The organism is Actinomycetospora atypica (genome assembly GCF_042653685.1).
Taxonomy (GTDB): domain Bacteria; phylum Actinomycetota; class Actinomycetes; order Mycobacteriales; family Pseudonocardiaceae; genus Actinomycetospora; species Actinomycetospora atypica.
Genome location: NZ_JBHSIV010000019.1, coordinates 60,394 through 83,112, shown reverse-complemented (window position 1 = coordinate 83,112; position 22,719 = coordinate 60,394). Strand labels below are relative to the sequence as shown.

General features: G+C 74.0%; 20 protein-coding genes. 15 read left to right on the top strand and 5 right to left on the bottom strand.

The features are described from left to right. The first annotated feature begins 26 nt into the window (after nucleotides 1-26). The 3 genes from pcaH to ACFPBZ_RS17800 are packed head-to-tail and all read left to right on the top strand — an operon-like array spanning nucleotide 27 to nucleotide 2,560. Nucleotides 27-737: a protocatechuate 3,4-dioxygenase subunit beta gene (gene pcaH / locus ACFPBZ_RS17810; RefSeq protein ID WP_378037452.1), complete on the top strand. Its 711-nt coding sequence runs from the start codon at nucleotides 27-29 to the stop codon at nucleotides 735-737. 3 nt (nucleotides 738-740) lie between these two features. Beyond that, the gene (gene pcaG / locus ACFPBZ_RS17805; RefSeq protein WP_378037428.1) at nucleotides 741-1,358 is read left to right on the top strand and encodes a protocatechuate 3,4-dioxygenase subunit alpha; all 618 of its coding nucleotides are present in this window, start codon (nucleotides 741-743) and stop codon (nucleotides 1,356-1,358) included. After that, entirely contained in the window at nucleotides 1,355-2,560 is a 1,206-nt protein-coding gene (locus tag ACFPBZ_RS17800; RefSeq protein ID WP_378037427.1) for a 4-hydroxybenzoate 3-monooxygenase, read from the top strand. Before pcaG ends, ACFPBZ_RS17800 begins: the two co-directional genes overlap by 4 nt. Before the next feature lie 3 nt (nucleotides 2,561-2,563). On the opposite strand, the gene ACFPBZ_RS17795 is transcribed toward ACFPBZ_RS17800, so the two are convergent. Continuing rightward, on the bottom strand, nucleotides 2,564-3,046 hold the full coding sequence (locus tag ACFPBZ_RS17795) for an Lrp/AsnC family transcriptional regulator (protein WP_378037426.1): 483 nt from the start codon (nucleotides 3,044-3,046) through the stop codon (nucleotides 2,564-2,566). Nucleotides 3,047-3,126: 80 nt separating this feature from the next. Between ACFPBZ_RS17795 and ACFPBZ_RS17790 the strand changes: the two genes are divergently transcribed. Together ACFPBZ_RS17790 and ACFPBZ_RS17785 are read left to right on the top strand one after the other, a co-directional pair. After that, nucleotides 3,127-4,041, top strand: coding sequence for an EamA family transporter (locus ACFPBZ_RS17790; RefSeq protein WP_378037425.1), 915 nt, complete (start codon nucleotides 3,127-3,129; stop codon nucleotides 4,039-4,041). 67 nt (nucleotides 4,042-4,108) lie between these two features. Further along, the gene (locus ACFPBZ_RS17785; RefSeq protein ID WP_465251517.1) at nucleotides 4,109-4,954 is read left to right on the top strand and encodes a p-hydroxycinnamoyl CoA hydratase/lyase; all 846 of its coding nucleotides are present in this window, start codon (nucleotides 4,109-4,111) and stop codon (nucleotides 4,952-4,954) included. Here the strand turns inward: ACFPBZ_RS17785 and ACFPBZ_RS17780 are convergent. Beyond that, nucleotides 4,939-5,406 (bottom strand): MarR family winged helix-turn-helix transcriptional regulator, encoded by a 468-nt coding sequence (locus ACFPBZ_RS17780; protein WP_378037424.1) that lies wholly within the window; start codon nucleotides 5,404-5,406, stop codon nucleotides 4,939-4,941. The two genes, ACFPBZ_RS17785 and ACFPBZ_RS17780, sit on opposite strands and share 16 nt — an antisense overlap. Before the next feature lie 126 nt (nucleotides 5,407-5,532). On the opposite strand from ACFPBZ_RS17780, the gene ACFPBZ_RS17775 reads away from it, so the two are divergent. Then, nucleotides 5,533-6,987 (top strand): acyl-CoA synthetase, encoded by a 1,455-nt coding sequence (locus ACFPBZ_RS17775; protein WP_378037423.1) that lies wholly within the window; start codon nucleotides 5,533-5,535, stop codon nucleotides 6,985-6,987. Here ACFPBZ_RS17775 and ACFPBZ_RS17770 read toward each other — a convergent pair. Both ACFPBZ_RS17770 and ACFPBZ_RS17765 read right to left on the bottom strand, forming a co-directional pair. Then, nucleotides 6,984-8,468 (bottom strand): Mur ligase family protein, encoded by a 1,485-nt coding sequence (locus ACFPBZ_RS17770; RefSeq protein WP_378037422.1) that lies wholly within the window; start codon nucleotides 8,466-8,468, stop codon nucleotides 6,984-6,986. The genes ACFPBZ_RS17775 and ACFPBZ_RS17770 overlap by 4 nt on opposite strands. A gap of 53 nt (nucleotides 8,469-8,521) precedes the next feature. Further along, nucleotides 8,522-9,433, bottom strand: a complete 912-nt coding sequence (locus ACFPBZ_RS17765) for an acyl-CoA desaturase (RefSeq protein ID WP_378037421.1) — start codon at nucleotides 9,431-9,433, stop codon at nucleotides 8,522-8,524. A gap of 213 nt (nucleotides 9,434-9,646) precedes the next feature. Here ACFPBZ_RS17765 and ACFPBZ_RS17760 point away from each other — a divergent pair, with 213 nt between their 5' ends. The 5 genes from ACFPBZ_RS17760 to scpA all read left to right on the top strand — a co-directional run bounded on the left by ACFPBZ_RS17760 (nucleotide 9,647) and on the right by scpA (nucleotide 15,823). Continuing rightward, nucleotides 9,647-10,021: a guanyl-specific ribonuclease gene (locus tag ACFPBZ_RS17760; RefSeq protein ID WP_378037450.1), complete on the top strand. Its 375-nt coding sequence runs from the start codon at nucleotides 9,647-9,649 to the stop codon at nucleotides 10,019-10,021. Next, nucleotides 10,018-10,443: a barstar family protein gene (locus tag ACFPBZ_RS17755; RefSeq protein WP_378037420.1), complete on the top strand. Its 426-nt coding sequence runs from the start codon at nucleotides 10,018-10,020 to the stop codon at nucleotides 10,441-10,443. The genes ACFPBZ_RS17760 and ACFPBZ_RS17755 overlap by 4 nt, the downstream gene beginning before the upstream one ends. A gap of 146 nt (nucleotides 10,444-10,589) precedes the next feature. Next, nucleotides 10,590-11,636 carry a 3-deoxy-7-phosphoheptulonate synthase gene (locus ACFPBZ_RS17750; RefSeq protein WP_378037419.1) on the top strand — a complete coding sequence of 349 codons (1,047 nt, stop codon included), beginning with the start codon at nucleotides 10,590-10,592 and terminating at the stop codon, nucleotides 11,634-11,636. 102 nt (nucleotides 11,637-11,738) lie between these two features. Beyond that, nucleotides 11,739-13,622 carry a methylmalonyl-CoA mutase family protein gene (locus tag ACFPBZ_RS17745; RefSeq protein ID WP_378037418.1) on the top strand — a complete coding sequence of 628 codons (1,884 nt, stop codon included), beginning with the start codon at nucleotides 11,739-11,741 and terminating at the stop codon, nucleotides 13,620-13,622. After that, nucleotides 13,619-15,823 carry a methylmalonyl-CoA mutase gene (gene scpA / locus ACFPBZ_RS17740; protein WP_378037417.1) on the top strand — a complete coding sequence of 735 codons (2,205 nt, stop codon included), beginning with the start codon at nucleotides 13,619-13,621 and terminating at the stop codon, nucleotides 15,821-15,823. The genes ACFPBZ_RS17745 and scpA overlap by 4 nt, the downstream gene beginning before the upstream one ends. A 6-nt stretch (nucleotides 15,824-15,829) precedes the next feature. Here scpA and ACFPBZ_RS17735 read toward each other — a convergent pair whose 3' ends face one another. Then, on the bottom strand, nucleotides 15,830-19,096 hold the full coding sequence (locus ACFPBZ_RS17735; RefSeq protein ID WP_378037416.1) for a DEAD/DEAH box helicase: 3,267 nt from the start codon (nucleotides 19,094-19,096) through the stop codon (nucleotides 15,830-15,832). Nucleotides 19,097-19,256: 160 nt separating this feature from the next. On the opposite strand from ACFPBZ_RS17735, the gene meaB reads away from it, so the two are divergent. From meaB to ACFPBZ_RS17715, 4 genes are all read left to right on the top strand, one after another. Next, on the top strand, nucleotides 19,257-20,249 hold the full coding sequence (meaB, locus tag ACFPBZ_RS17730) for a methylmalonyl Co-A mutase-associated GTPase MeaB (protein ID WP_378037415.1): 993 nt from the start codon (nucleotides 19,257-19,259) through the stop codon (nucleotides 20,247-20,249). 25 nt (nucleotides 20,250-20,274) lie between these two features. Further along, nucleotides 20,275-20,535, top strand: coding sequence for a type II toxin-antitoxin system Phd/YefM family antitoxin (locus ACFPBZ_RS17725; RefSeq protein ID WP_378037414.1), 261 nt, complete (start codon nucleotides 20,275-20,277; stop codon nucleotides 20,533-20,535). Next, entirely contained in the window at nucleotides 20,532-20,915 is a 384-nt protein-coding gene (locus tag ACFPBZ_RS17720; RefSeq protein ID WP_378037413.1) for a type II toxin-antitoxin system VapC family toxin, read from the top strand. The genes ACFPBZ_RS17725 and ACFPBZ_RS17720 overlap by 4 nt, the downstream gene beginning before the upstream one ends. A gap of 123 nt (nucleotides 20,916-21,038) precedes the next feature. Then, nucleotides 21,039-22,697, top strand: a complete 1,659-nt coding sequence (locus ACFPBZ_RS17715; RefSeq protein WP_378037412.1) for a catalase — start codon at nucleotides 21,039-21,041, stop codon at nucleotides 22,695-22,697. Nucleotides 22,698-22,719: the final 22 nt, after the last annotated feature.

Sequence of the window (22,719 nt, the reverse complement as noted above, 5' to 3'; positions counted from 1 at the left end):
CCGAACAGGACGACGTCACCGAGGCCATCCGCGCCGCCTCGGCGGCCGCCCCGCAGCGCGGCGGCCATCCCGACCGGGCCTTCGGGCCCTACCGGTCGACCGGCCTGCGCGCCCCGTCGCAGCCCCTCGTCGTGGCGACCCCGAGCCTCGTCGAGCGCGCTGCGCCGGTGTTCGGCACGAAGGACGTGGCCGCTCTCGACGCCGACCTCACCGCGCACTCCACCGGCGAGCCGCTCGGGGAGCGCATCGTGGTCACCGGCCGGGTGCTCGACGCCGCCGGCCGCCCGGTGCGCAACCAGCTCGTCGAGGTCTGGCAGGCCAACGCCTCGGGGCGCTACCGCCACGACGGCGACCGCCACCCCGCCCCGCTCGACCCGCACTTCCTCGGGGGCGGGCGCTGCCTCACCGACGACGACGGGCGCTACCGCTTCGTCACGATCAAGCCGGGCGCCTACCCCTGGCGCAACCACCACAACGCCTGGCGGCCCGCGCACATCCACTTCTCGCTGTTCGGCACGGCGTTCACCCAGCGCCTCGTCACGCAGATGTACTTCCCGGGCGACCCGCTGTTCGCGCTCGACCCGATCTTCTCCTCGGTCACCGACGAGAAGGCGCAGCAGCGGCTGGTCGCGCGCTACGACCACGACACGACCGTCGCCGAGTGGGCGCTGGGCTACCAGTGGGACATCGTCCTCGACGGTCCCGGCGCCACCCCGCCCGACCCGGACGAGGTGTAACCCGTGACCGCACCCCTGGAGCCGACCCCCAGCCAGACCGTCGGCCCGTTCTTCGCCTTCGGCCTGCCCTTCGACGGCGGCGGCGACGTCGTCCCGCCCGGCACGGCCGGCGCGATCTCGCTGCACGGCACCGTCCGCGACGGCGCCGGTGCCCCGGTGCCCGACGCGCTGCTCGAGTTCTGGCAGGCGGGCCCCGACGGCCGCCTCCCCGTGCGCTCCGGGTCGATGGCCCGCGACGGCCGCTCGTTCACCGGGTTCGCCCGCGTCCCCACCGACCGCGGCGGCGACTACTCGGTGCGGACCCTGCGGCCCGCCGGGGTGGCGGGGTCGGCCGAGGCGCCGCACCTCGCGGTCACGGTGTTCGCCCGGGGCCTGCTGCACCACCTCTTCACCCGCGTCTACTTCCCCAACCACACCGAGGCCAACATCGGCGACCCGCTGCTGGCCTCGCTGCCCGAGGAGCGCGCCGCCACGCTGATGGCGACCCCCGACGGCTGGTTCGGCGGGCCCGGCTACCGGTTCGACATCCGGCTGCAGGGCCCGGGGGAGACCGTGTTCCTGGACCTGGTCGGGGGAGACGCAGCGGAGCGGAGCTCGACCATCGAAGGAGGCACCTCGTGAGCCCCGCCCCGGACCGCACCACCGTCGCGATCGTCGGCGGCGGCCCGGCGGGCCTGCTGCTGTCGCACCTGCTGCGCAAGCGCGGTGTCGACTCGGTGGTGCTGGAGTCGCGGCCGCGCGAGCGGGTCGAGTCGCGCCAGCGCGCCGGCATCCTCGAGCACGGCACGGTCGACGCGCTGCGCGAGGTCGGGGCCGACGCCCGCATGGACGAGCGGGGCCTGCCGCACGACGGGTTCGCCTTCCACGCCCACGGCGAGCGGATCGGCGTCGACATGGCCGCCCTCACCGGGAAGGCGGTGATGATCTGGGCGCAGACCGAGGTGGTCAAGGACCTCATCGCCCTGCGCCTGGAGCAGGGCGAGCCGCTGCTGTTCGAGGCCGAGGTGCTCTCGGTGTCCGAGGTCGACGGCGCGGTGGGCGACGGGGCCGGCCTCGTCCGCTACCGCCACGGGGGCGCCGAGCACGAGCTGCGCGCCGACGTCGTCGTCGGGACCGACGGCTTCCACGGGGTCGCGCGCCGGGCGGTTCCCGACGAGGCCGTGCGGACCTACGAGCGCGTCTACCCCTTCTCCTGGCTGGGGATCCTGGCCGACGCGCCGCCCTCGTCCGACGAGCTCGTCTACGCCCGCCACGACCGCGGATTCGCCCTGCTCTCCATGCGCTCGCCGAGCGTCACGCGGGCCTACATCCAGGTGCCGAACGGCACCGACCCCTCGTCCTGGTCCGACGACGCGATCTGGGACGAGCTCGAGGCGCGGACGGCGCTGGCGGACGGGTCGTTCACGCTGAACCGCGGGACGATCACCGACAAGTCCGTCACGCCGATGCGCTCGTTCGTCGCCGAGCCGATGCGCCACGGGCGGCTCTTCCTCGCCGGGGACGCCGCGCACATCGTCCCGCCCACCGGGGCGAAGGGGCTCAACCTCGCCGTCGCCGACGTCCGGGTGCTCGCCGAGGCCCTCGCGACCTGGCACGACACCGGCGCGCAGGAGCTCCTCGACGCCTACTCCGACACCGCGCTGCGGCGGGTGTGGCGGGGGGAGCACTTCAGCTGGACGATGACGACGATGCTGCACCGCGACCCCGACGCCGACCCGTTCGACGACCGGCTCGCGCTCTCGCACCTGCGCCTGATCGCGCAGTCGGAGTCCTACCGCCGCTCGATCGCGGAGAACTACCGCGGCCTGGAGCTCGACCTCTGAGCCCTACAGCTCGGTGAACCGGTCGACGAGGGCCGAGGTCGCGACCATCGTCGTGAACCGCGCGACGCCGGGGATCTGGGCGAGCGTGCGGCGCAGGAGCACGTCGAGGGCGTGCACGTCGGCGACGTCGATGCGGAGCAGGTAGTCGACGTCGCCGGTCACGTGGTGGCAGCTGACGAGGCCGTCGAGGTCGACGATCCAGCGTTCGAACCGCCCGACGGTGTCCGCGGTGTGGTCGACCAGGACCACGCTCAGGTGCACCACGAGCGCGCGGCCGATCGCGCCCGGGTCGAGCACCGCGCGGTAGCCGCGGATCACGCCCTCGGACTCCAGGCGCCGCAGCCGGCGCTGCGCCGACGACGCCGAGACCGACACCGCCTCGGCGAGGTCGGCGAGGCTGGAGCGCCCGTGGTCGACGAGGTGGGCGAGGATCAGGCGGTCGATCCGGTCGAGCTGGGCGGATCGTTCGACGGACGGCACGGTCACGACGGAATCATGCACCTTCTCGCCCCGTGCTCGCCGAGATCGCCCGGCATCGCCCGCCCCCGCGGACGCACGCTGGGATCATGACGAAGAACGTGGCCCTGCTGGCGATGGTCGTCGCCGGTACAGCGTGGGGAGCGGTGTTCGTGGCGCCGGGTCTGGCGCCGCTGGCCCCCGCGCTGCTCCTCGCGACGGGCCGGTTCGTGGCGTTCGGGGCGGTCTCGCTGCCCCAGTTGCGGTCGGTGCTGCGCGCCGACGTCCCCTGGGGGCGGGTGATCGCGCACGCGCTGACCGGGTCGGTCCTCTACTACGCGCTCGTCGCGGTGTCGGTGCGGCTCGCGGGGCCCACCGTGGCGGTGGCGACGATCGGCCTCGTCCCGGTGGTGATGGCGCTCGTCTCCGCGCGGGGGACCGGCCGCATCGTGGGCCTGGTCCCCGCGCTCGGGCTGGTCGCGGTCGGTCAGGTCCTCCTGCACGTCGGCCCGGGCCAGGACTGGTCGCTCGAGGCCCTCGTCGGGCTGGGTCTCGCGGTGCTCGCGCTGGTCTCCTGGTCCTGGTACGGGCTCGACTCGCACAAGCTCCTGCACGAGCGCCCCGACGTCGCGCCCGTGCTCGCCGCCGCCCAGGGCCTCGCCGCGGGGGTGCTCGCCCTGCCCGCCGCGGTCGCGCTGCTGGTGATCGGCGGCGTGCCCGCCCAGCCGGTGCGTGCCCTCGTCGTCGTGCTGTTCCTCGGCCTGGTGTCCTCGTGGCTGGCCGTGCGGCTCTGGCACGCCGCCGCGGGCCACCTCTCGCCGGTGCTGGTCAGCCAGCTCATGGCTCTCGAGACCGCGTGGGGCTTCGTCTTCGCGGCCGTCGTCGAGGGCGGCGTTCCGGGCCCGCTGCAGCTCGCCGGGGAGATCACGCTGGTCGCGGGGGTGGTGGCGGCGGTACTCGTCGACGCCCGCCGCACGCGGCTCGATCGCCTTCCCGACGACGGCCCGGTGCCGGCGCACGCCTGACCGCGCGACCCCTGCCCGCTGGCAGTGACTCCACCTGATCATCAGGTTTCCTGTTAATTTGTCCCGCATGACGATGCCGCCCCCGCAGTTCGAGACCGTCGCGATCGAGGTCGGGGCCGACGACGAGGCCGGCATCGGCTGGCTCTTCTTCGACCGGCCCGACAAGCGCAACGCGATGAGCCCCACCCTCAACCGCGAGATGATCGCGGCCCTCGACTGGCTCGAGGGCGCCGACGACGTGCGGGTCGTGGTGCTGACCGGTCGCGGCGAGGCGTGGTCGGCCGGGATGGACCTGCAGGAGTACTTCCGCGAGGTCGACGCCGCGGCCCCGCACGTGGAGATCCGCGCCCGCCGCGACTCGGCGGAGTGGCAGTGGCGCCGGCTCATCCACTTCGCCAAGCCGACGATCGCGATGGTCAACGGCTGGTGCTTCGGCGGCGCGTTCACCCCGCTCGTGTGCTGCGACCTCGCGATCGCCGCCGAGGACGCCTCGTTCGGCCTCTCCGAGGTCAACTGGGGCATCCCGCCCGGCGGGCTGGTCTCCCGCGCGCTCGCCGAGACGATCCCGGCCCGCGACGCGCAGTGGTACGTGATGACCGGCGAGCGCTTCGACGGCCGGCAGGCCTCGGCGATGCGGCTGGTCAACGAGGCCGTCCCGGCCGACCGTCTCCGGGCCCGCACGGTCGAGGTGGCCGCCAGGCTCGCCGGGATGAACACCCACGTGCTGCGCGCGGCGAAGGTGGGCGTGAAGAAGGTCCGGCAGATGTCGTGGGACGTCGCCGAGGACTACCTCTACGCCAAGCTCGACGCCGCCACGGGGCACGACCCGGAGCAGGGCAAGGCCCAGGGGCTCGGGCAGTTCCTCGACGAGAAGACCTACCGGCCGGGGCTCGGCGCCTACCGCCGCTCCTGACCGGGCCCGTCCGCGAGCGCCGCGCGCGCGGTGTCGAGGTAGCCGCGGAAGCGCTCGCGGTCGTCGTCGCCCAGGTCGGCGACCATCCGCTCCTCGATCGCGGCGACCGGCGCGGCGTAGCGGGCCAGGAGCTCCTGGCCCGTCGGCGTGAGGCTGATCAGCAGCTGGCGGCGGTTCTCCGGGTCCCGGCGGCGCTCGATGTGGTGGCCCCGCTCGAGGGCGGTGACGAGGTCGGCCATCGCCTGCGGCGTGACGAAGGAGTTCCGCGCGAGCTCGGCGGAGGTCAGCCCGTCGCGCCGGGCCAGCACGGTCAGGGCGGTGTACTGCAGGGCGGTGATCCCGGAGTCGCGCAGCACCTCGTCGAGCCGGGACCGCACGATCAGCTCGACCTGCTTGACCGCGTAGAGCAGCGACGGCCGCGGGCGACGGGTGCGCTGGGACCCCTGGCTCACCCGCGGATCGTGCCACGCGGAAGTCCGTGGGCGGTGCCCCGCGCGCCGGGCACCCCCCAGTGGTGAGAATGGACGGCGCCCACCACACCGCGGTGGTGTCCGCTCCCCGTTCCCGGAGGTCCGACGGTGCCCCTGCTGCGCGCTCTCCTCGAGGGCGGCCTCGACGATCCCGAGGCGATCCGGATCGGCGGGACCGCGTTCTCCGGGCCCGAGCTCCTCGGCGCCGCGTCCGTCGTCGCCGACGGGATCGCCGAGCGGGCGCAGGCGACCGCCCCCGTGGCGGTGTCGGCCACGCCCACCGCCGAGACGGTCGTGGCCGTCGTCGGCGCCCTGCTCGCGGGGGCGCCCGTGGTGCCCGTGCCGCCCGACAGCGGGGTGGCCGAGCGCGCCCACGTGCTCTCCGACTCCGGCGCGGCCACCTGGTTCGGCGACAAGCCGCGCGACGTGGCGCTGCCGTGCCGGAGGGTCGACCTCTCCCGCCGCGCCGGGCACGAGGTCCGCGAGCCGCCGGGCGACGACACCGCGCTGATCGTCTACACCTCCGGCACCACCGGGTCGCCGAAGGGCGTGCTGCTCTCCACCGCGGCGATGGCCGCCGGGCTCGACGGGCTCGCCGACGCCTGGGCCTGGACCGCCGCCGACACGCTCGCCCACGGGCTGCCGCTGTTCCACGTCCACGGCCTGGTGCTCGGGGTGTTCGGGTCGCTGCGCCTCGGGTCGCGCCTGGTGCACACCGGCCGTCCGACGGCCGAGAACTACGCCCGCGCCGTCCGCGAGCACGGCGGGTCGCTGCTGTTCGGCGTGCCGACCGTCTGGTCGCGCGTCGCGCAGGATCCGGCGTCGGCGGCCGCGCTGACCGACGCCCGGCTGCTGGTGAGCGGGTCGGCCCCGCTGCCGGTCCCGGTGTTCGAGCGGATCCGGGAGCTCACCGGGCAGGCGCCGGTGGAGCGCTACGGCATGAGCGAGACCATGATCAGCCTGTCGGTGCGGGCCGACGGCGAGCGCCGGCCCGGCTGGGTGGGCGTGCCCGTCGAGGGCGTCGAGGTGCGGCTGCGGGCGGTGGCGGAGTCGCCCGACGGCGAGTCGATCGTCACCGACGAGGACGTCCCGGCCGACGGCGAGTCGATCGGCGAGCTCCAGGTCCGCGGGGCCTGCCTCTTCGACGGCTACCTCAACCGGCCCGAGGCCACCGCGGACACGTGGACCGACGACGGCTGGTTCCGCACCGGCGACGCGGCCGTGGTCGACGCGACGGGCTACCACCGCATCGTCGGGCGCCGCTCGGTCGACCTCATCAAGTCGGGCGGCTACCGGATCGGCGCCGGCGAGGTGGAGACGGCGCTGCTCGCCTACTCCGGCATCACCGAGGCCGCCGTGGTGGGGGAGCCCGACGAGGACCTCGGACAGCGCATCGTCGCGCACGTCGTCTGCCCGGAGGGGCCGGTCGACGCCGAGGCCGTCATGGAGTTCGTCGGGGACCGCCTCTCGCGGCACAAGCGCCCGCGGGAGGTCGTCGTGGTCGACGCGCTGCCCCGCAACGCGATGGGCAAGGTGCAGAAGGCGCGCCTGCGCCGGGGCTAGCCGGCGACGCGGGGGCGCAGGGCGGTCCGCAGGAGCTCGCGGTCGTCGAGCGGTTCGGCGACCCCGGCCTCGATCCGCACGCCGTCGGCGCCGCGCCCCGCGAGGAGCACCGTGTCGCCCGGGCCCGCCTCCGCGACGGCGACCGCGACCGCCGTCCGCCGGTCGGCGTGGACCACCACCTCGGCCCCGGCGACCTCGCGGGCCCCGGCGGCGACGGCGTCGCGGAGCGCGGCCGGGTCCTCGTCGTGCGGGCTTTCGTCGGTGACCACGACGAGGTCGGCGAGCCCGGCCACGCAGCGCCCGAGCGCCGCCCGCTTGCTCCGGTCGCGCCCGCCGGTGGCGCCCAGCACGACGACGAGGCGCCCGGCGGTGACCGAGCGCAGGAACGGCAGCACCCGGCGGTGGGCGCCGACGTTGTGGGCGAAGTCGACGACGGCGAGGAACGGCTGGCCCGCGTCGACCCGCTCCAGGCGCCCGGGGAGGGCGGGGGTGGCCGCGAGGCCGCGGACCGCGGCGGCCGGGTCGGCGCCGGCCCCGACCGCCGTGGCGAGGGCGGCGAGGGCGTTGGGCACCTGCTGCGGGCCGAGCAGCTGCAGCCGGACCTCCACGTCGACCCCGGGTCCGCGGGCGCGGAACGACGTCCCGTCGCCGTCGGCCCGGATCGTCCCGGCGCGCCAGTCGGCGGGGACGCCGGTCGTCGACACGGTGGTCACCGGGCAGGTGGTCTCCGCGGCCAGGCGCCGCCCGGCCTCGTCGTCGACCACCACCACCGCGGCGTCGGCCCGCTCCGGGGTGAACAGCGAGGCCTTGGCCGCGTAGTAGCTCTCGAGGTCACCGTGCAGGTCGAGGTGGTCGGGGCTCAGGTTGGTGAACACCGCCGTGCGGAACCGGGTCCCCGCGACGCGGTGCAGGGCGAGGCCGTGGCTCGAGACCTCCAGGGCGACGTCGTCGACGCCGGCGTCGCGGCACCGGGCGAGCATGGCCTGGACGGCCGGCGCCTCCGCGGTCGTGCGCCCGGCGGGACGCTCGTCGTCCCCCGCCCGGACGACGAGGCTGCCGGCCAGGCCCGTGCGGCGCCCCGCCGCGGTGAGCGCGGCGTCGAGCAGGTGCACGGTGCTCGTCTTGCCGTTGGTGCCGGTGACGCCGTGGACCGCGACCGCGCGGGACGGGTCGTCGTGCAGCCAGGAGGCGAGCGGGCCGAGCACCCGGCGCGGGTCGGGGACGACGAGGCTCGGCAGCAGGGGCGAGGGCCGGTCGGACAGGAGGGCGACCGCCCCGGCCTCCCACGCGTCGTCCGCCCGGTCGGCGCCGTGCACCCGGGCCCCGGGCAACCCCGCGAACAGGTCGCCGGGGCGGACCTCCCGGCTGTCGAGGGTCACACCGCGGACGGCGACGGGCCGTAGGCGCTCGGGCACCACCAGACGAGCCACCGGCGCGAGCGTGCGCAGGAACCCGAGGATCTCCGCGATCGTCCGCGCCACGCCCCACCCCCAGTCGGGTGAGGGTCACCCGGGCAGGGATCGGACAAACGCGATCAGGTCGCGCGCAGCTTCTCCAGCCGCTCCGGGCGCGGCCAGCGGACGTCCCAGGCCCAGCCGAGCTTCTCGAAGACCCGGATCGTCTCGGCCGACAGGTCGATCTCGAAGCGCCCGACGCCGTGCCGCGCCGAGGTGGGGTCGGCGTGGTGCAGGTTGTGCCACGACTCGCCCATCGAGAGGATCGCGAGCGGCCAGACGTTGGTCGAGCGGTCGCGGGCCTTCCAGGGGCGCTCGCCGACCATGTGGCAGATCGAGTTCGTCGACCAGGCGACGTGGTGGGACAGGCAGACCCGCACCAGGCCGGCCCAGAAGAACGCGGTGAACGCGCCCCACACGCTCCACGTCGCGAGGCCCCCGATCAGGGCCGGGACGATGAACGACGCCGCGGTGATCCAGCCGAACGCCCTGCTCACCCGCACGACGTCGGGATCGGCGAGCAGGTCGGGGGTGTAGCGCTGCTGGTCGGTGAGGTTCCGCTCGAGGATCCAGCCGAGGTGGGCGTGCCAGAACCCGCGGGCCATCGCCGCGGGGGAGGTCCCGTAGCGCCACGGCGAGTGCGGGTCGCCCTCCTTGTCGGCGAAGGCGTGGTGGCGACGGTGGTCGGCCACCCAGTGCAGGACCGGGCCCTGCACGGCGAGGGACCCCGCCACCGCGAGCGCGATGCGCAGGCCGCGCCCGCTCTTGAAGGCGCCGTGGGTGAAGTAGCGGTGGAAGCCGACGGTGACGCCGAGCATCGACACGACGTAGAGCCCGACGGTCAGTCCGACGTCGAGCCAGGACAGACCCCAGCCCCACGCCAACGGCACGGCGGCGAGGAGGGCCACGAACGGCACGAGGACGACCAGATAGGTCATCACGTGCGGAGCGAGGGGGCGGGGGTGCACGTGGCTGGCAGCGGTCGCAGTCATCGAGACCTGACGGTACGGGCAGACGATGTCGCGCACCCGTCGCGGACGGAGCAAAGAAGCGACCGCCGGGTGGCGCGACGTGCGAGCACGACCCCGCTGCCGAACGCGCGGTGACCGACCGGTGACGGTCCGCGAGATCGGGTGGTGTCCGACCCGGTGGGCCGCCACCATCACCCGGTGACCCGCCACTCCCTGCGCCTGCTCCTGGTGACGATGCTCACGCTGTTCGTCGGGCTCGTTCCCGCCGCGGCGTGCGCCACGGCCGCCCCGGTCGCAGCGCCGACGGTGCCGGGGGCCGACTCCGGGCTGCCGGTGCGGGCGCTCTCGGGCCTGCCCGCCCAGGCCGGCGACACGGTGCGGCTCGTGCAGCGGGGCGGCCCGTACCCGTACGGCCGGGACGGGATCGAGTTCGGGAACCGGGAGGGGAGCCTTCCCGACGAGGCCCGCGGTTACTACCGCGAGTACACCGTGCCGACGCCCGGGTTCGACGACCGCGGCGCCCGGCGGATCGTCACCGGCTCGCGCGGCGAGTACTACTACACCGGTGATCACTACGGGAGCTTCGTCGTCGTGGACGTGAGTCGATGACCCCGGACGGGCAGCGGAGCGGAGCGGAGCCGTCGGGACCGGTCGCGCCGCGGAGCGGGGCCGGACCGGCCGCGCCGGGCGGCGGGGCCGTCCCGTCGGCGAGGGTCGACGAGGCCGCCGCCGCGGCGTCGGCACGGTCGCGCACCGTCGGCGTGGTGCGCGACGTCGCCGACAAGCGCTCCACCCTGGCCGCGCTCGGGCGGGCGCTGCGCTTCCCGGACTACTACGCCACCAACCTCGACGCGCTCGAGGAGTGCCTGCGGGACCTGTCGTGGCTGCCGGTGGGGCCCGTGGAGATCGTCTGGGAGGACGGCCCGCTGCGCGACGCCGACCCGAGGACCCACCGCGTGCTGGGGGAGATCCTCGCCGCGGCGAGCGGCAGCGAGGGCGACCACCCGCTGCGGATCACGCGTGTAGGGTGACCGCCGTGCAGCGCTGGTACCGGTTTACGTGCCCGGCCCGGGAGGGGTCGGCGGGTAGACCGCTGCGCTAGAACCCCCACCCCGCGAGCCGGACGCCGGCTCGCGGTGCTCCACCGGTGGGCCGGGTCCAGATCTGGAGACCCGAGATGACCGCCGTGCTCCGACGGCCCCTCGACGGCGCCCGCACCGCCGCCGTCACCCCGCTGCCCTCGCCCGCGCTGCTGCGCCACGAGCTGCCGGCCTCCGACGTCGTCGCCGACGCCGTGCACCGCGGCCGCGACGGCGCGGAGGCGATCCTGCGCGGCGACGACGACCGGCTGCTCGTCGTCGTCGGCCCCTGCTCGATCCACGACGCCGACGCCGCCCGGGAGTACGGCGCCCGGCTCGCCGAGCGCGCGGCCGCCCACGCGGACCGGCTCCACGTGGTGATGCGCACCTACTTCGAGAAGCCGCGCTCGACCGTGGGGTGGAAGGGTCTCATCAACGACCCCGGTCTCGACGGGACCTTCGACGTGGCCCGCGGGCTGCGCACGGCGCGCTCGCTGATGCTCGACCTGGCCGCGACGGGCCTGCCCCTCGGGTGCGAGTTCCTCGACCCCATCACCCCGCAGTACCTCGCGGACCTCGTCTCGTGGGGCTCGATCGGCGCCCGGACGGCCGCGAGCCAGGTGCACCGCCAGCTCGCGAGCGGGCTCTCCATGCCGATCGGGATCAAGAACGGCACCGACGGCGACGTCGGGGTGGCGGTCGACGCGATCGGGGCGGCCGCGGCGCCCCACGCCTTCATGGGGGTCACGGCCGAGGGGCTCGCCGGGCTCATCACCACCACCGGCAACGCCGATGCCCACCTGATCCTGCGCGGCGGTTCGTCGGGGACCAACTACGACGAGGCGTCCGTCGCCGCGGCGGCCGCGGCGCTCGAGGCCGCGGGCCGCCGGGGGCGGGTGGTGGTGGACGCGAGCCACGGCAACTCCGGCAAGGACCACCGCCGCCAGCCGGCCGTCGTCGCCGACCTCGCGCGCCAGGTGGCCCAGGGAGGCCCCGTCGCCGGTGTGATGATCGAGAGCTTCCTCGCCGAGGGACGCCAGGAGATCGGGCCGGACATGGTGCGCGGCCGCAGCGTCACCGACTCCTGCGTGGGGTGGGAGACGACGGTGGAGCTGCTCGACCTGCTCGCCGCCGCCCGCCGGTGAGGCCGCCCGGGAGGCTTCTGGAGCGATTCCGTGACGCATCCCTTCGTGCGGTGTGCCATCGGGCGGGAACCGGTCCGTGCTGACCGTTCTACGATCCCGGCCATGACAGCACCCGAGGCGCCCGAGGAGCTGACGCTCGCCGGCGAGTTCGAGACGCCGACCCGCGAGGCGTGGCGCGAGCTCGTCGCGGGCGTGCTGCGCAAGTCGGGCCGCGAGGTGGAGCCCGGTGACGCCGAGGAGGCCCTCGCCACCGTCACCGACGACGGGTTCTCCATCGCGGCGCTCTACACCGCCGACGACGCACCCGACGCGCCCGCCGGTGCCCCGGGCCTGCCGCCGTTCACCCGGGCGTCCCGTCCGGAGGGGCACGTCGCCGACGGCTGGTACCGCCGCCAGCGCCACGCCTTCGCCGACACCGACGGCGCCAACGACGTGGTGCTGGCCGAGCTGGAGAACGGGGTGTCCTCGCTCTGGCTGGTCCTCGGTGAGGCGGGCGGCCCGCCGGTGGACGCGCTCGGGACGCTGCTCGACGGGGTGCTGCTCGACCTGGCCCCGATCGCGCTGTCGGCCGGCCGCGACACCCCCGACGCCGCGGCGGCCCTGCTGCGCCTCGCCCGTGAGCACGGCGTCACCTCCGCGCTCGGCGGGTCACTGGGCTACGACCCGCTGCTCGCCCGCACCCGCGGCGGCCCGGAGCTCGGCGAGGACCACACCGCGGCGATGGTCGAGCACTCCCGGACCGCCGCCGCGCAGCACCCGGCCCTGGCCACGGTGGTCGCCGACGGGCTGCCGTACCACGAGGCGGGCGGCTCGGACGGCCAGGAGCTCGGCGCCGCGCTGGCGGCCGGGCTGCACGCCGTCCGGCTCCTGAACGACGCCGGCCTCTCGGTCGACGACGCCTTCGCCCGCGTCGAGTTCCGCCTCGCCGCCACCGCCGACCAGTTCGCCACCATCGCGAAGCTGCGGGCCGCGCGTCGCTGCTGGGAGCGGATCGGCTCGGTGGCCGGAGCCTCCGAGGGCGCCCGGGCGATGCGCCAGCACGCGGTCACCTCGCCGGCGATGATGAGCGCCCGCGACCCGTGGGTGAACATGCTGCGGACCACCGTCGCCGCGGTCGGCGCCGGGCTCGGCGGCGCCGACGCGGTCACCGTGCTGCCCTTCGACGCCGCGCTCGGCCTGCCCGACGACTTCTCCCGTCGCATCGCCCGCAACACCCAGGCGCTGTTGCTCGAGGAGTCGCACCTCGCCCACGTCATCGACCCGGCCGGCGGGTCGTGGTACGTCGAGTCGCTCACCGACTCGCTCGCCCACGCCGCGTGGGACGTCTTCACGACGATCGAGGGCGCCGGCGGTGCGGCCGCCGCGCTCGACGACGGCTCGTTGGCCGCGGCGCTGGAGGAGACCTGGACCCGGCGCGCGGAGCGCATCGCGCATCGTCGGGACCCGATCACCGGCGTCAGCGAGTTCCCCAACCTCGCCGAGACCCTCCCGCAGCGCACCCCCGCGCCGGAGGCCCCCGAGGTCGGCGGCCTGCCGCGGCGGCGCTACGCGCAGGTCTTCGAGGAGCTCCGCGACCGGGCCGACGCCCACGCGACGCGCCCCGTCGCCTTCCTCGCGACCCTCGGGAAGCTCGCGCAGTACACGGCGCGGGTCTCGTTCACGACGAACCTCCTGCACGCCGGCGGCGTCGACGTGGTCGAGGGGCCCGGCGGCACCGACGTCGAGGAGATTGTCGCGGCGTTCCGGGAGGCCGGGACCCCGGTGGCCGTGATCGCCTCGTCGGACAAGGTCTACGCCGAGCACGCCGCCCCCCTCGCCCGCGCGCTGGCCGACGCCGGTGCCACGCGCGTGATCCTCGCGGGCTCCCCGAAGACCGAGGGGCTCACCAGCGACGACGGAACCGCCCTCACCGGGTACCTGTACTCGGGCTGCGACGCCGCCGCGCTGCTGACCGACCTGCTGGACGAGTTGGAGAGCCGCTCATGAGCATCGGATCGTTCGCCGACGTCGAGCTCGGGACGCCCCGCCCCACGGGCGACTGGGCCGAGGCGCTCGAGGCCGCCACCGGCAAGGGTCCCGAGGACCTGCTCTGGGAGACCCCGGAGGGCATCGGGGTCCGGCCCCTCTACACCGCCGCCGACACCGAGGGACTCGACTTCCTCGAGACCCTCCCCGGTCTCCCGCCCTTCCTGCGCGGGCCCTACCCGACGATGTACCGGACCCAGCCGTGGACGGTCCGCCAGTACGCCGGGTTCTCCACCGCCAAGGAGTCGAACGCCTTCTACCGGCGCAACCTCGCCGCCGGCCAGAAGGGGCTCTCGGTCGCCTTCGACCTGCCCACCCACCGCGGCTACGACTCGGACAACCCCCGCGTCGCCGGCGACGTCGGGATGGCGGGCGTGTCGATCGACTCGATCCTCGACATGCGGCAGCTCTTCGACGGCATCCCGCTCGACCGGATGTCGGTGTCGATGACCATGAACGGGGCCGTGCTCCCCGTGATGGCGCTCTACGTGGCCGCGGCGGGTGAGCAGGGCGTCGAGCCCGAGCAGCTCGCCGGGACCATCCAGAACGACATCCTCAAGGAGTTCATGGTCCGCAACACCTACATCTACCCGCCCCAGCCGTCGATGCAGATCATCTCCGACATCTTCAGCTACACGTCGTCGACGATGCCGAAGTTCAACTCGATCTCGATCTCCGGCTATCACATCCAGGAGGCCGGGGCCTCGGCCGACCTGGAGCTCGCCTACACCCTCGCCGACGGCGTGGAGTACCTGCGGGCCGGGCGGGACGCCGGGCTCGACATCGACAAGTTCGCGCCGCGCCTGTCCTTCTTCTGGGGCATCGGCATGAACTACTTCATGGAGATCGCGAAGCTGCGGGCCGCGCGCCTGCTGTGGGCGAAGCTCGTGAAGGGCTTCGGCGCGCAGAACGACAAGTCGCTCTCGCTGCGCACCCACTCGCAGACCTCGGGCTGGTCGCTCACCGCGCAGGACGTCTACAACAACGTCGTCCGCACCTGCATCGAGGCCATGGCCGCGACCCAGGGGCACACCCAGTCGCTGCACACCAACGCGCTCGACGAGGCCCTCGCGCTGCCGACGGACTTCTCCGCGCGCATCGCCCGCAACACCCAGCTGCTGCTGCAGCAGGAGTCGGGCACCACGCGGACGGTCGACCCCTGGGGTGGCTCGGCCTACGTCGAGCGGCTGACCCGCGAGCTCGCCGGCCGCGCCTGGGCCCACATCGAGGAGGTCGAGTCGACCGGCGGCATGGCCAAGGCGATCGACGAGGGTCTGCCGAAGATGCGCATCGAGGAGGCCGCGGCCCGCACCCAGGCGCGCATCGACTCCGGGCGCCAGCCCGTCATCGGCATCAACAAGTACCCGCTGCTCGGTGGCGAGGACGTCGACGTCCTCAAGGTCGACAACGCCGACGTGCTGCGCCAGCAGGTCGCACGCCTGCAGGAGCTGCGCGACGGCCGGGACGCCGGGGCCGTCGACTCCGCGCTGAACGCCCTGACCAACGCCGCCCAGGCCGCGCAGGACGGGAAGCGCGAGCCGGGGCTCGACGGCAACCTGCTCAAACTCGCGATCGACGCCGCCCGGGCGCACGCCTCGGTCGGGGAGATCTCCGACGCCCTGGAGAAGGTCTACGGCCGGCACCGCTCGGACGTGCGGACGATCTCCGGGGTCTACCGTGACGAGGTGGGCGAGAACTCCGCCGTCGAGCAGGCCCGGTCGGCCGCCGCCGCGTTCGAGGAGGCCGAGGGCCGCCGGCCCCGCATCCTCGTCGCGAAGATGGGCCAGGACGGCCACGACCGCGGGCAGAAGGTCATCGCCACCGCGTTCGCCGACCTCGGCTTCGACGTCGACGTGGGCCCGCTGTTCCAGACCCCCGAGGAGGTCGCGCGCCAGGCCGTCGAGGCCGACGTGCACGTCGTCGGGGTGTCGTCGCTGGCGGCCGGGCACCTCACGCTGGTCCCGGCGCTGCGCGACGCGCTGGCCGAGCTGGGCGCCGAGGAGATCCTCATCGTGGCCGGCGGCGTGATCCCGCCGGGCGACCACGAGGAGCTGCTCGCGAAGGGCGCCTCCGCGATCTTCGGGCCCGGCACGGTGATCGCCGAGGCGGCGACGCAGCTGCTGGACTCGCTGGGGGAGAAGCTGGGACACACGTCCTCCTGACCGTGGTCAGGAGACCAGGTCGCGGATGTCGTCGGCGTCGAGCGTGGCCGCGAAGGCCGCGCCGTCGTCGAGGACCCCGGCCGTGAGCTCCGCCTTGCGCTGCGCGAGCGCCCGGACCTTCTCCTCGATCGTGTCGGCGGAGATCAGGCGGTAGACCATCACCGTGCGGTCCTGCCCGATGCGGTGCGTCCGGTCGATCGCCTGGGCCTCCGTCGCGGGGTTCCACCACGGGTCGAGCAGGAAGCAGTAGTCGGCCTCGGTCAGGTTCAGCCCGAACCCGCCCGCCTTCAGGCTGATGAGGAACACGGGCGCGTCGCCGTCCTTGAACCCCGCGATCGCCGCCGGCCGGTCCTTCGTCGTGCCGTCGAGGTAGGAGTACGGAATCCCGGCGTCGTCGAGGGCGTGGCGCACGTGCGCGAGGAAGCCGGTGAACTGGCTGAACACCAGGGCCCGGTGTCCCGCCCCGGCGACGTCGCGGACCTGCTCGACGAGCAGGTCGATCTTCGCCGACCCGACCTCCGCGTCCTCCCCGACCAGCCCCGGGTGCAGGCTCAGCTGCCGGAGCCGGGTGATCGCGGCCAGGATCGAGATCCGGTTGGTGTCCACGTCGCCGAGCAGCTGCAGGATCTTCTGGCGCTCGCGCTGGAGCACCCGCTGGTAGATGCGCTGGTGGGCCGGGGAGAGTGCGACGGGGAGCACCTGCTCCTGCTTCGCCGGCAGCTCCGGGGCCACCTGCTCCTTCGTGCGCCTCAGCATCAGCGGGCGGACCCGGCGCCGGAGGCGCGCGAGGAGTTCGTCGTCGCCCTTCTCGATCGGCTTGGCGTAGGTGGTCCGGAAGGTCTCGGGGTTCGGGAACAGGCCCGGCGCCGTGATCGAGAGCAGGGACCACAGCTCCATGAGGTCGTTCTCCATCGGAGTCCCGGTGATCGCCACCTTGACCGGCGCGGGGAGGCGCCGGGCGCACGAGTAGGCCTTGGACCGCCGGTTCTTGAGGAACTGCGCCTCGTCGAACAGGGCCGCGGACCAGCCGATCCGTTCGTGGGCGTCCGCGTCGAGCCGGAAGAGCGTGTACGAGGTGACCACGACGTCGGCCCCGTCGACGACGTTCTCGAGCTCCTGCCCGCGTCGGCGCAGCGTGTCGGTGAGCGCCACCACGCGAAGCTCCGGGGTGAATCGCGCGGCCTCCGCCGTCCAGTTCGCGACCACGCTGGTGGGCGCGACGATCAGGACCGGGCCGCTGCCGGGATCGGTCTCCCGGGCGTGCGCGATCAGGGCGAGCGCCTGCAGGGTCTTCCCGAGCCCCATGTCGTCGGCGAGCACCCCGCCGAGCCCGTGGCGCCACAGGAACGCCAGCCACTCGAAGCCCGCCCGCTGATAGGGCCGCAGGTCGGCCCGCAGCGAGGCGGGCACCGGCGCGGGCTCGGCTGCGCCCGCGGCGAGCAGGCCGTCGACCCGCTCCCGCCACCCCTCGGCCTGGTGGGTGACGACCCCGAGCGCGGCCAGCTCCTCCCACCAGTCCGCCTGGTACGGGCTGACCCGCAGCGGCGCACCGGCGGGCCGGTCCTGCATCGCCCGGGCCTCGTCGATCAGCCTGCGGAGCGCGACGAATTCGGGCTTCTCCAGCGAGAAGAACGCGCCGTCGGGGAGCAGGAGATGCGTCTGTCCCGTCGCGAGGGCTTCGAAGACCTTGGTGAACGGGACCTCGCGTCCCTCGGCGACGACGGAGACGCCGAGGTCGAACCAGTCGTTGCCGGTCCCGGACTCGGTGGTGGACACCTCGATCGCGACGTCGTCGCCGACCTCGCGGTAGTCGGTGAGCGTCCCGGAGCGCTCGACCCGGACGCCGTCGGCGTCGTCGAGCACCGGGAACGCCTCGGTGACGAACGCGGCCGTGTGCAGGCCGATGAACCGGTGCGGGCCGCGGTGGTCGGTCGGGTGGACGCGGAACCGCTCCCAGTCGACCGGGAGATCGTCGAGGGTGTCCAGCACCGCGTCCTCGGCCTCGGCGTCCCGGAACCGCTCCCGGGACACGGGGCGGCCTAGCCCGACGCGGGTGTCGGTCCCGTCGACGTCGTAGGACCACTCCCAGACCAGGGAGAGCGCGTGCTCGCCGCTGAACACGGCCCGGAGCACCAACACCGGCGGCCCGATCCGCGGCGGCGTGAACGAGCCGTCGGACGAGGTGACCCCCCGGAGCTCGGCCAGGCGCGGGGCGAAGCGCGCGCGGAAGGCGTGGACGGCGTCGGCCGGTACGGCGACGTCGGCCTCGTCGAGGGCCGCCCGCCAGACCGACCGGGCCACCGGCGGGTCGAGGCGGCTCAGCGTCAGCCGACACGAGGCGGGCGCGAGGTCCTCCGCCCGGGAGACGGTGGCGACGCCGTGGGCGAGGTCCCCGCCGAGGAACGCGACGGGCCGCAGGTCGGTCGCCTCCACCTCCCCGGACCGCAGGACCGGTCGGATGCCGAGCGAACCTTCGTCGGGACCCGCCGTCACGTCCAGGGTGAGCGACAGACGGTCGCCGCGGGAGACCGGGCCGAGCCGGTGGCGGGCGGGCAGGAGCTGCAGGCCGGCGTCGGCCGCCGCGTCGAGCAGCGACCACAGCCGCGGGCTCGCGACCTCGGCGAGGTCGATCTGCTTCTCGTCGAGGCCGTAGCCGAAGTGGCGGTACGGCGAGAACCCGGAGTCGGCCCGGCCGGCCTGGTGGAGCAGGTAGAGCTCGCGGACGAGTGCCAGTTGCTCGGGGTGGTGCTGCGCGGCCGCGACGGGCTGCAGCATCCGGTTCCACAGCAGACCGCCGTACACCCAGCCCTTCGCCCCGCGACGCACGAGGCGCGCCCCGAGCCCGCCCGCCCCGTCGGGCGTCAGCTCGACCCCCAGCACGCTCGTCGGCGGAGGCGGGAGATTCGTGGTGGGCCCGAGCAGCGCCTCGAGCGTGGTCTCCCACGTCGGCTCCGAGGCGACCGGACTCGCGGGCACGGCGCTCAGCGCGGCCGCCGCGACGTGCTTGCACATCACCCCGACCGGGCACGAGCACTCGCCGTCCACCAGCAGGAGGGCGCCGCCCCGCCCGACGTCGAAGCGCACGATCGTCGAGTAGACCTGCCCCTCCCCGCCGCGGACCACGGCTCGGAGCTGCAGCGCCCCCGCGTGCCACTCCGAGAACAGCACCGCGCCGTCCCGGACGTACCGCCGGCCGCGTTCCGCCATGGTGGGCCCGACCGCCCCCGCCACGTCCTGCGCACCGACCCCGTCGACCTTCACCGTCCGGCTCATCCGCCGCCCCCTCTGGAGAACTTTCCCGAAAGATAGGCCGGGGGTCCGACAGTCTCCGCGCGCTCGGCCTCCCGGTGGTGCGGGGTGGACGAGACGATCTCCCTGTCCCGGGGGCCGTAGACTCGTCAGTCATGTCGACAGCGGACCTCGGGAAGGCGACGTGACCGGGATCGACATCGCGAAGTACGTCGAGGGTGTCCGCTCGGGCTCCCGGCTCTGGATCGGGCGCGCGATCACCCTGGTCGAGTCCACGCGCGCCGACCACCGCGACGCCGCGCAGGAACTGCTCGTCGAACTCCTGCCCCACGCGGGCGGGGCGCGACGGATCGGCATCTCCGGGGTGCCCGGGGTCGGGAAGTCGACGTTCATCGGGGCGCTCGGCTCGCAGCTCACTGCAGGCGGCAGCAAGGTCGCGGTCCTCGCCGTCGACCCCAGCTCCACCCGGTCCGGCGGCTCGATCCTCGGCGACAAGACCCGCATGGACGCCCTCGCGACCGACGACCAGGCGTTCATCCGTCCGTCCCCGACCGCGGGCACGCTCGGCGGGGTCGCGAAGGCGACGCGGGAGACGATGGTGGTGATGGAGGCGGCGGGCTACGACGTCGTCATCGTCGAGACCGTCGGCGTCGGCCAGTCCGAGACCGCGGTCGCCGAGATGGTGGACTCGTTCCTCTTCCTCACCCTCGCCCGCACCGGCGACTCGCTGCAGGGCATCAAGCGCGGCATCCTCGAGATCGCCGACGTCATCGCGGTGAACAAGGCCGACGGCCCGCACGCCCGCGACGCGAAGCGGGCGGCCCGGGAGCTCGAGTCGGCGCTGAAGATGCTGCGCGGCGAGCGCGACCCGTGGCAGGTGCCGGTGCTGACGTGCTCGGCGCAGGAGCGCACCGGGCTCGACGACGTCTGGTCGGCGCTCGTGAACCACCAGGAGTTCCTGGACGAGCGGGGCGAGTTCGCCGCGAAGCGTGCCCGCCAGCAGGTGGACTGGACCTGGCAGATGGTCCGCGAGCGCCTGCTCGGCCGGCTGCGCGACCACCCGGGGGTCAAGGAGATCCGCGGCGAGCTCGAGCGCGAGGTCCTCGACGGGGAGCTCACCCCGGCCCTCGCGGCCGATCGGATTCTCGACGCCTTCGGGGAATCAGACCAACGTTGACCAATGTCTCTGTACTCTCGTCACCGTGACCGAGCAGGTGAACGTGTACGAGGCGAAGACGCAGCTGTCCAGACTGCTCGAGCGCGTCGAGGCGGGCGAGGAGATCGTCATCGCCCGGCACGGCCGGCCGGTCGCGCGGCTCGTCCCGGAGCAGCGGAAGGTCGGGGCCCGGCGCCTGGGCGGGCTCGAGGGGAAGATCCGGGTGATCGGCGACTGGCACGAGGGGGACGAGGAGATCGCCGACATGATCCTCGGGCGCGAGCTCGACGTGTCGCCGCCCGGATGAGACTCCTCGCGGACACCCAGGTGGTCATCTGGGCCGCTACCGGCTCGCCACGGCTGTCCGTCGCGGCGCGGAGTGCGTTGGAGTCGGAGTCGAACGACCTCGTCTGCTCGGTGATCAGCCTGTGGGAGGTCGCCATCAAGGAAGCGGTGGGGAAGCTCGAGCTCGACGTCGACCTGCGGACATGGCTCGCCGAGGTGGGGATCCGGGAGCTCCCGGTGACCGGAGAGCACGCCCAGGAGTTCGCCGGCCTGCCGGTGCACCACCGCGATCCGTTCGACCGGATGCTCGTCGCGCAGGCCCGGCACGAGGGGCTGACGCTCGTCACGGCGGACCGACGACTGGAGGCCTACTCGGTCGCGGTCCTGCGCGCCGACGGCTGATCCCCCACGGTCCCCGGCCCCTGCGGCGGACCGGATTCTCGACGCGTCCGGCTCGCCGGACGGTGGGTAGCCGCGAGGCCCGCGGCCTCCCACCCGGGTCGCGTGCCGTCCGAGAGGATTTCCATGACCGACGTGTCGAGCAAGGGACCGGAGCCGGGCGACGACCGCGCCGTGCTCACTACTCGCCAGGGCCACCCGGTCTACGACAACCAGAACCAGCGCACCGTCGGGGCCCGCGGGCCCGCGACGCTGGAGAACTACCAGTTCCTGGAGAAGATCAGCCACTTCGACCGGGAGCGGATCCCGGAGCGCGTGGTGCACGCGCGCGGGGCGTTGTCCTACGGCTACTTCGAGGCCTACGGCGCCTGGGGCGAGGAGCCGATCGCCACCTACACCCGCGCGAAGCTGTTCAGCGAGAAGGGCAAGCGCACCGACGTCGCCGTCCGCTTCTCCAGCGTGATCGGCGGCCGCGACTCCGCGGAGACCGCCCGCGACCCGCGCGGTTTCGCGGTGAAGTTCTACACCGAGGACGGGAACTGGGACCTGGTCGGCAACAACCTCGCGGTGTTCTTCATCCGCGACGCGATCAAGTTCCCGGACGTCATCCATTCGCTCAAGCCGGACCCCGTGACGTTCCGGCAGGAGCCCAACCGGATCTTCGACTTCATGTCGCAGACGCCGGAGACCATGCACATGCTGATGAACCTCTTCAGCCCGCGCGGCATCCCGGCGGACTACCGGCACATGCAGGGCTTCGGCGTGAACACCTACCGCTGGGTCAACGCCGCCGGGGAGTCGGTGCTGGTCAAGTACCACTGGATCCCCTCCCAGGGCGTCCGGTCGATGACCGACGAGGACGCGGCCAACATCCAGGCCTACGAGCTCGGCCACGCCACGAAGGACCTCTACGAGGCCATCGAGAACGGCGACTACCCGGAGTGGGAGCTCCGGGTGCAGATGATGGCCGACGGCGAGCACCCGGAGCTGGACTTCGACCCGCTCGACGACACCAAGACCTGGCCGGAGAACGACTTCCCCGCGAAGCCGGTGGGGAGGATGGTGCTGAACCGGAACGTCGAGAACCAGTTCGCCGAGAACGAGCAGATCGCGTTCGGCACCGGCGTGCTCGTGGACGGTCTGGAGTTCTCCGACGACAAGATGCTCGTCGGCCGGACGTTCTCCTACTCCGACACCCAGCGCTACCGCGTGGGTCCGAACTACCTGCAGCTGCCGGTGAACCAGCCGCGGACGCGGGTGGGCACGAACCAGCGCGACGGGCAGATGGAGTACAGCGTCGACCACGTGCCGGGGACGAACCCGCACGTGAACTACGAGCCGTCGATCCACGGCGGACTGCGCGAGGCCGAGGCCCCGCAGACCGACGACGTGGGGCCGGAGATCTCCGGGCGGCTGACGCGCAGGCGCATCCCGCTCACCCAGGACTACAAGCAGGCCGGCCAGCGGTACCTGCTGATGGAGGACTGGGAGCGCGACGACCTCGTGGCCAACTTCGTCACGCTGCTCGGGCAGTGCGAGCGGGACGTCCAGGAGCGCATGGTCTGGCACTTCTTCCTCGTCGAGGACGAGCTGGGCGAGCGGGTCGGCGAGGGGCTGGGCATCAAGGCCTCCGACGTCACCCACCTCGAGCCCCTGCAGAGCCAGACCCTGTCCGAGGAGGACCAGCAGCGGCTGGCGAACCTGGGCAGCAACGGTCGCCGGGACGTCGAGGGGCTCGTCATGACCCACTGCGTTCCCGACGAGCGCCACGTCACCTCCCGCTAGACACCGGGCGGCCGCGGCGACC

Coding starts and splice junctions, on each gene's coding strand:
- ACFPBZ_RS17790 (WP_378037425.1), top strand. CDS start 3,127: ATGACGAAGAACGTGGCCCTGCTGGCGATGGTCGTCGCCGGTACAGCG.
- ACFPBZ_RS17785 (WP_465251517.1), top strand. CDS start 4,109: ATGACGATGCCGCCCCCGCAGTTCGAGACCGTCGCGATCGAGGTCGGG.
- ACFPBZ_RS17765 (WP_378037421.1), bottom strand. CDS start 9,433: ATGACTGCGACCGCTGCCAGCCACGTGCACCCCCGCCCCCTCGCTCCG.
- ACFPBZ_RS17760 (WP_378037450.1), top strand. CDS start 9,647: ATGCTCACGCTGTTCGTCGGGCTCGTTCCCGCCGCGGCGTGCGCCACG.
- ACFPBZ_RS17755 (WP_378037420.1), top strand. CDS start 10,018: ATGACCCCGGACGGGCAGCGGAGCGGAGCGGAGCCGTCGGGACCGGTC.
- ACFPBZ_RS17750 (WP_378037419.1), top strand. CDS start 10,590: ATGACCGCCGTGCTCCGACGGCCCCTCGACGGCGCCCGCACCGCCGCC.
- ACFPBZ_RS17745 (WP_378037418.1), top strand. CDS start 11,739: ATGACAGCACCCGAGGCGCCCGAGGAGCTGACGCTCGCCGGCGAGTTC.
- scpA (WP_378037417.1), top strand. CDS start 13,619: ATGAGCATCGGATCGTTCGCCGACGTCGAGCTCGGGACGCCCCGCCCC.
- ACFPBZ_RS17735 (WP_378037416.1), bottom strand. CDS start 19,096: ATGAGCCGGACGGTGAAGGTCGACGGGGTCGGTGCGCAGGACGTGGCG.
- ACFPBZ_RS17720 (WP_378037413.1), top strand. CDS start 20,532: ATGAGACTCCTCGCGGACACCCAGGTGGTCATCTGGGCCGCTACCGGC.
- ACFPBZ_RS17715 (WP_378037412.1), top strand. CDS start 21,039: ATGACCGACGTGTCGAGCAAGGGACCGGAGCCGGGCGACGACCGCGCC.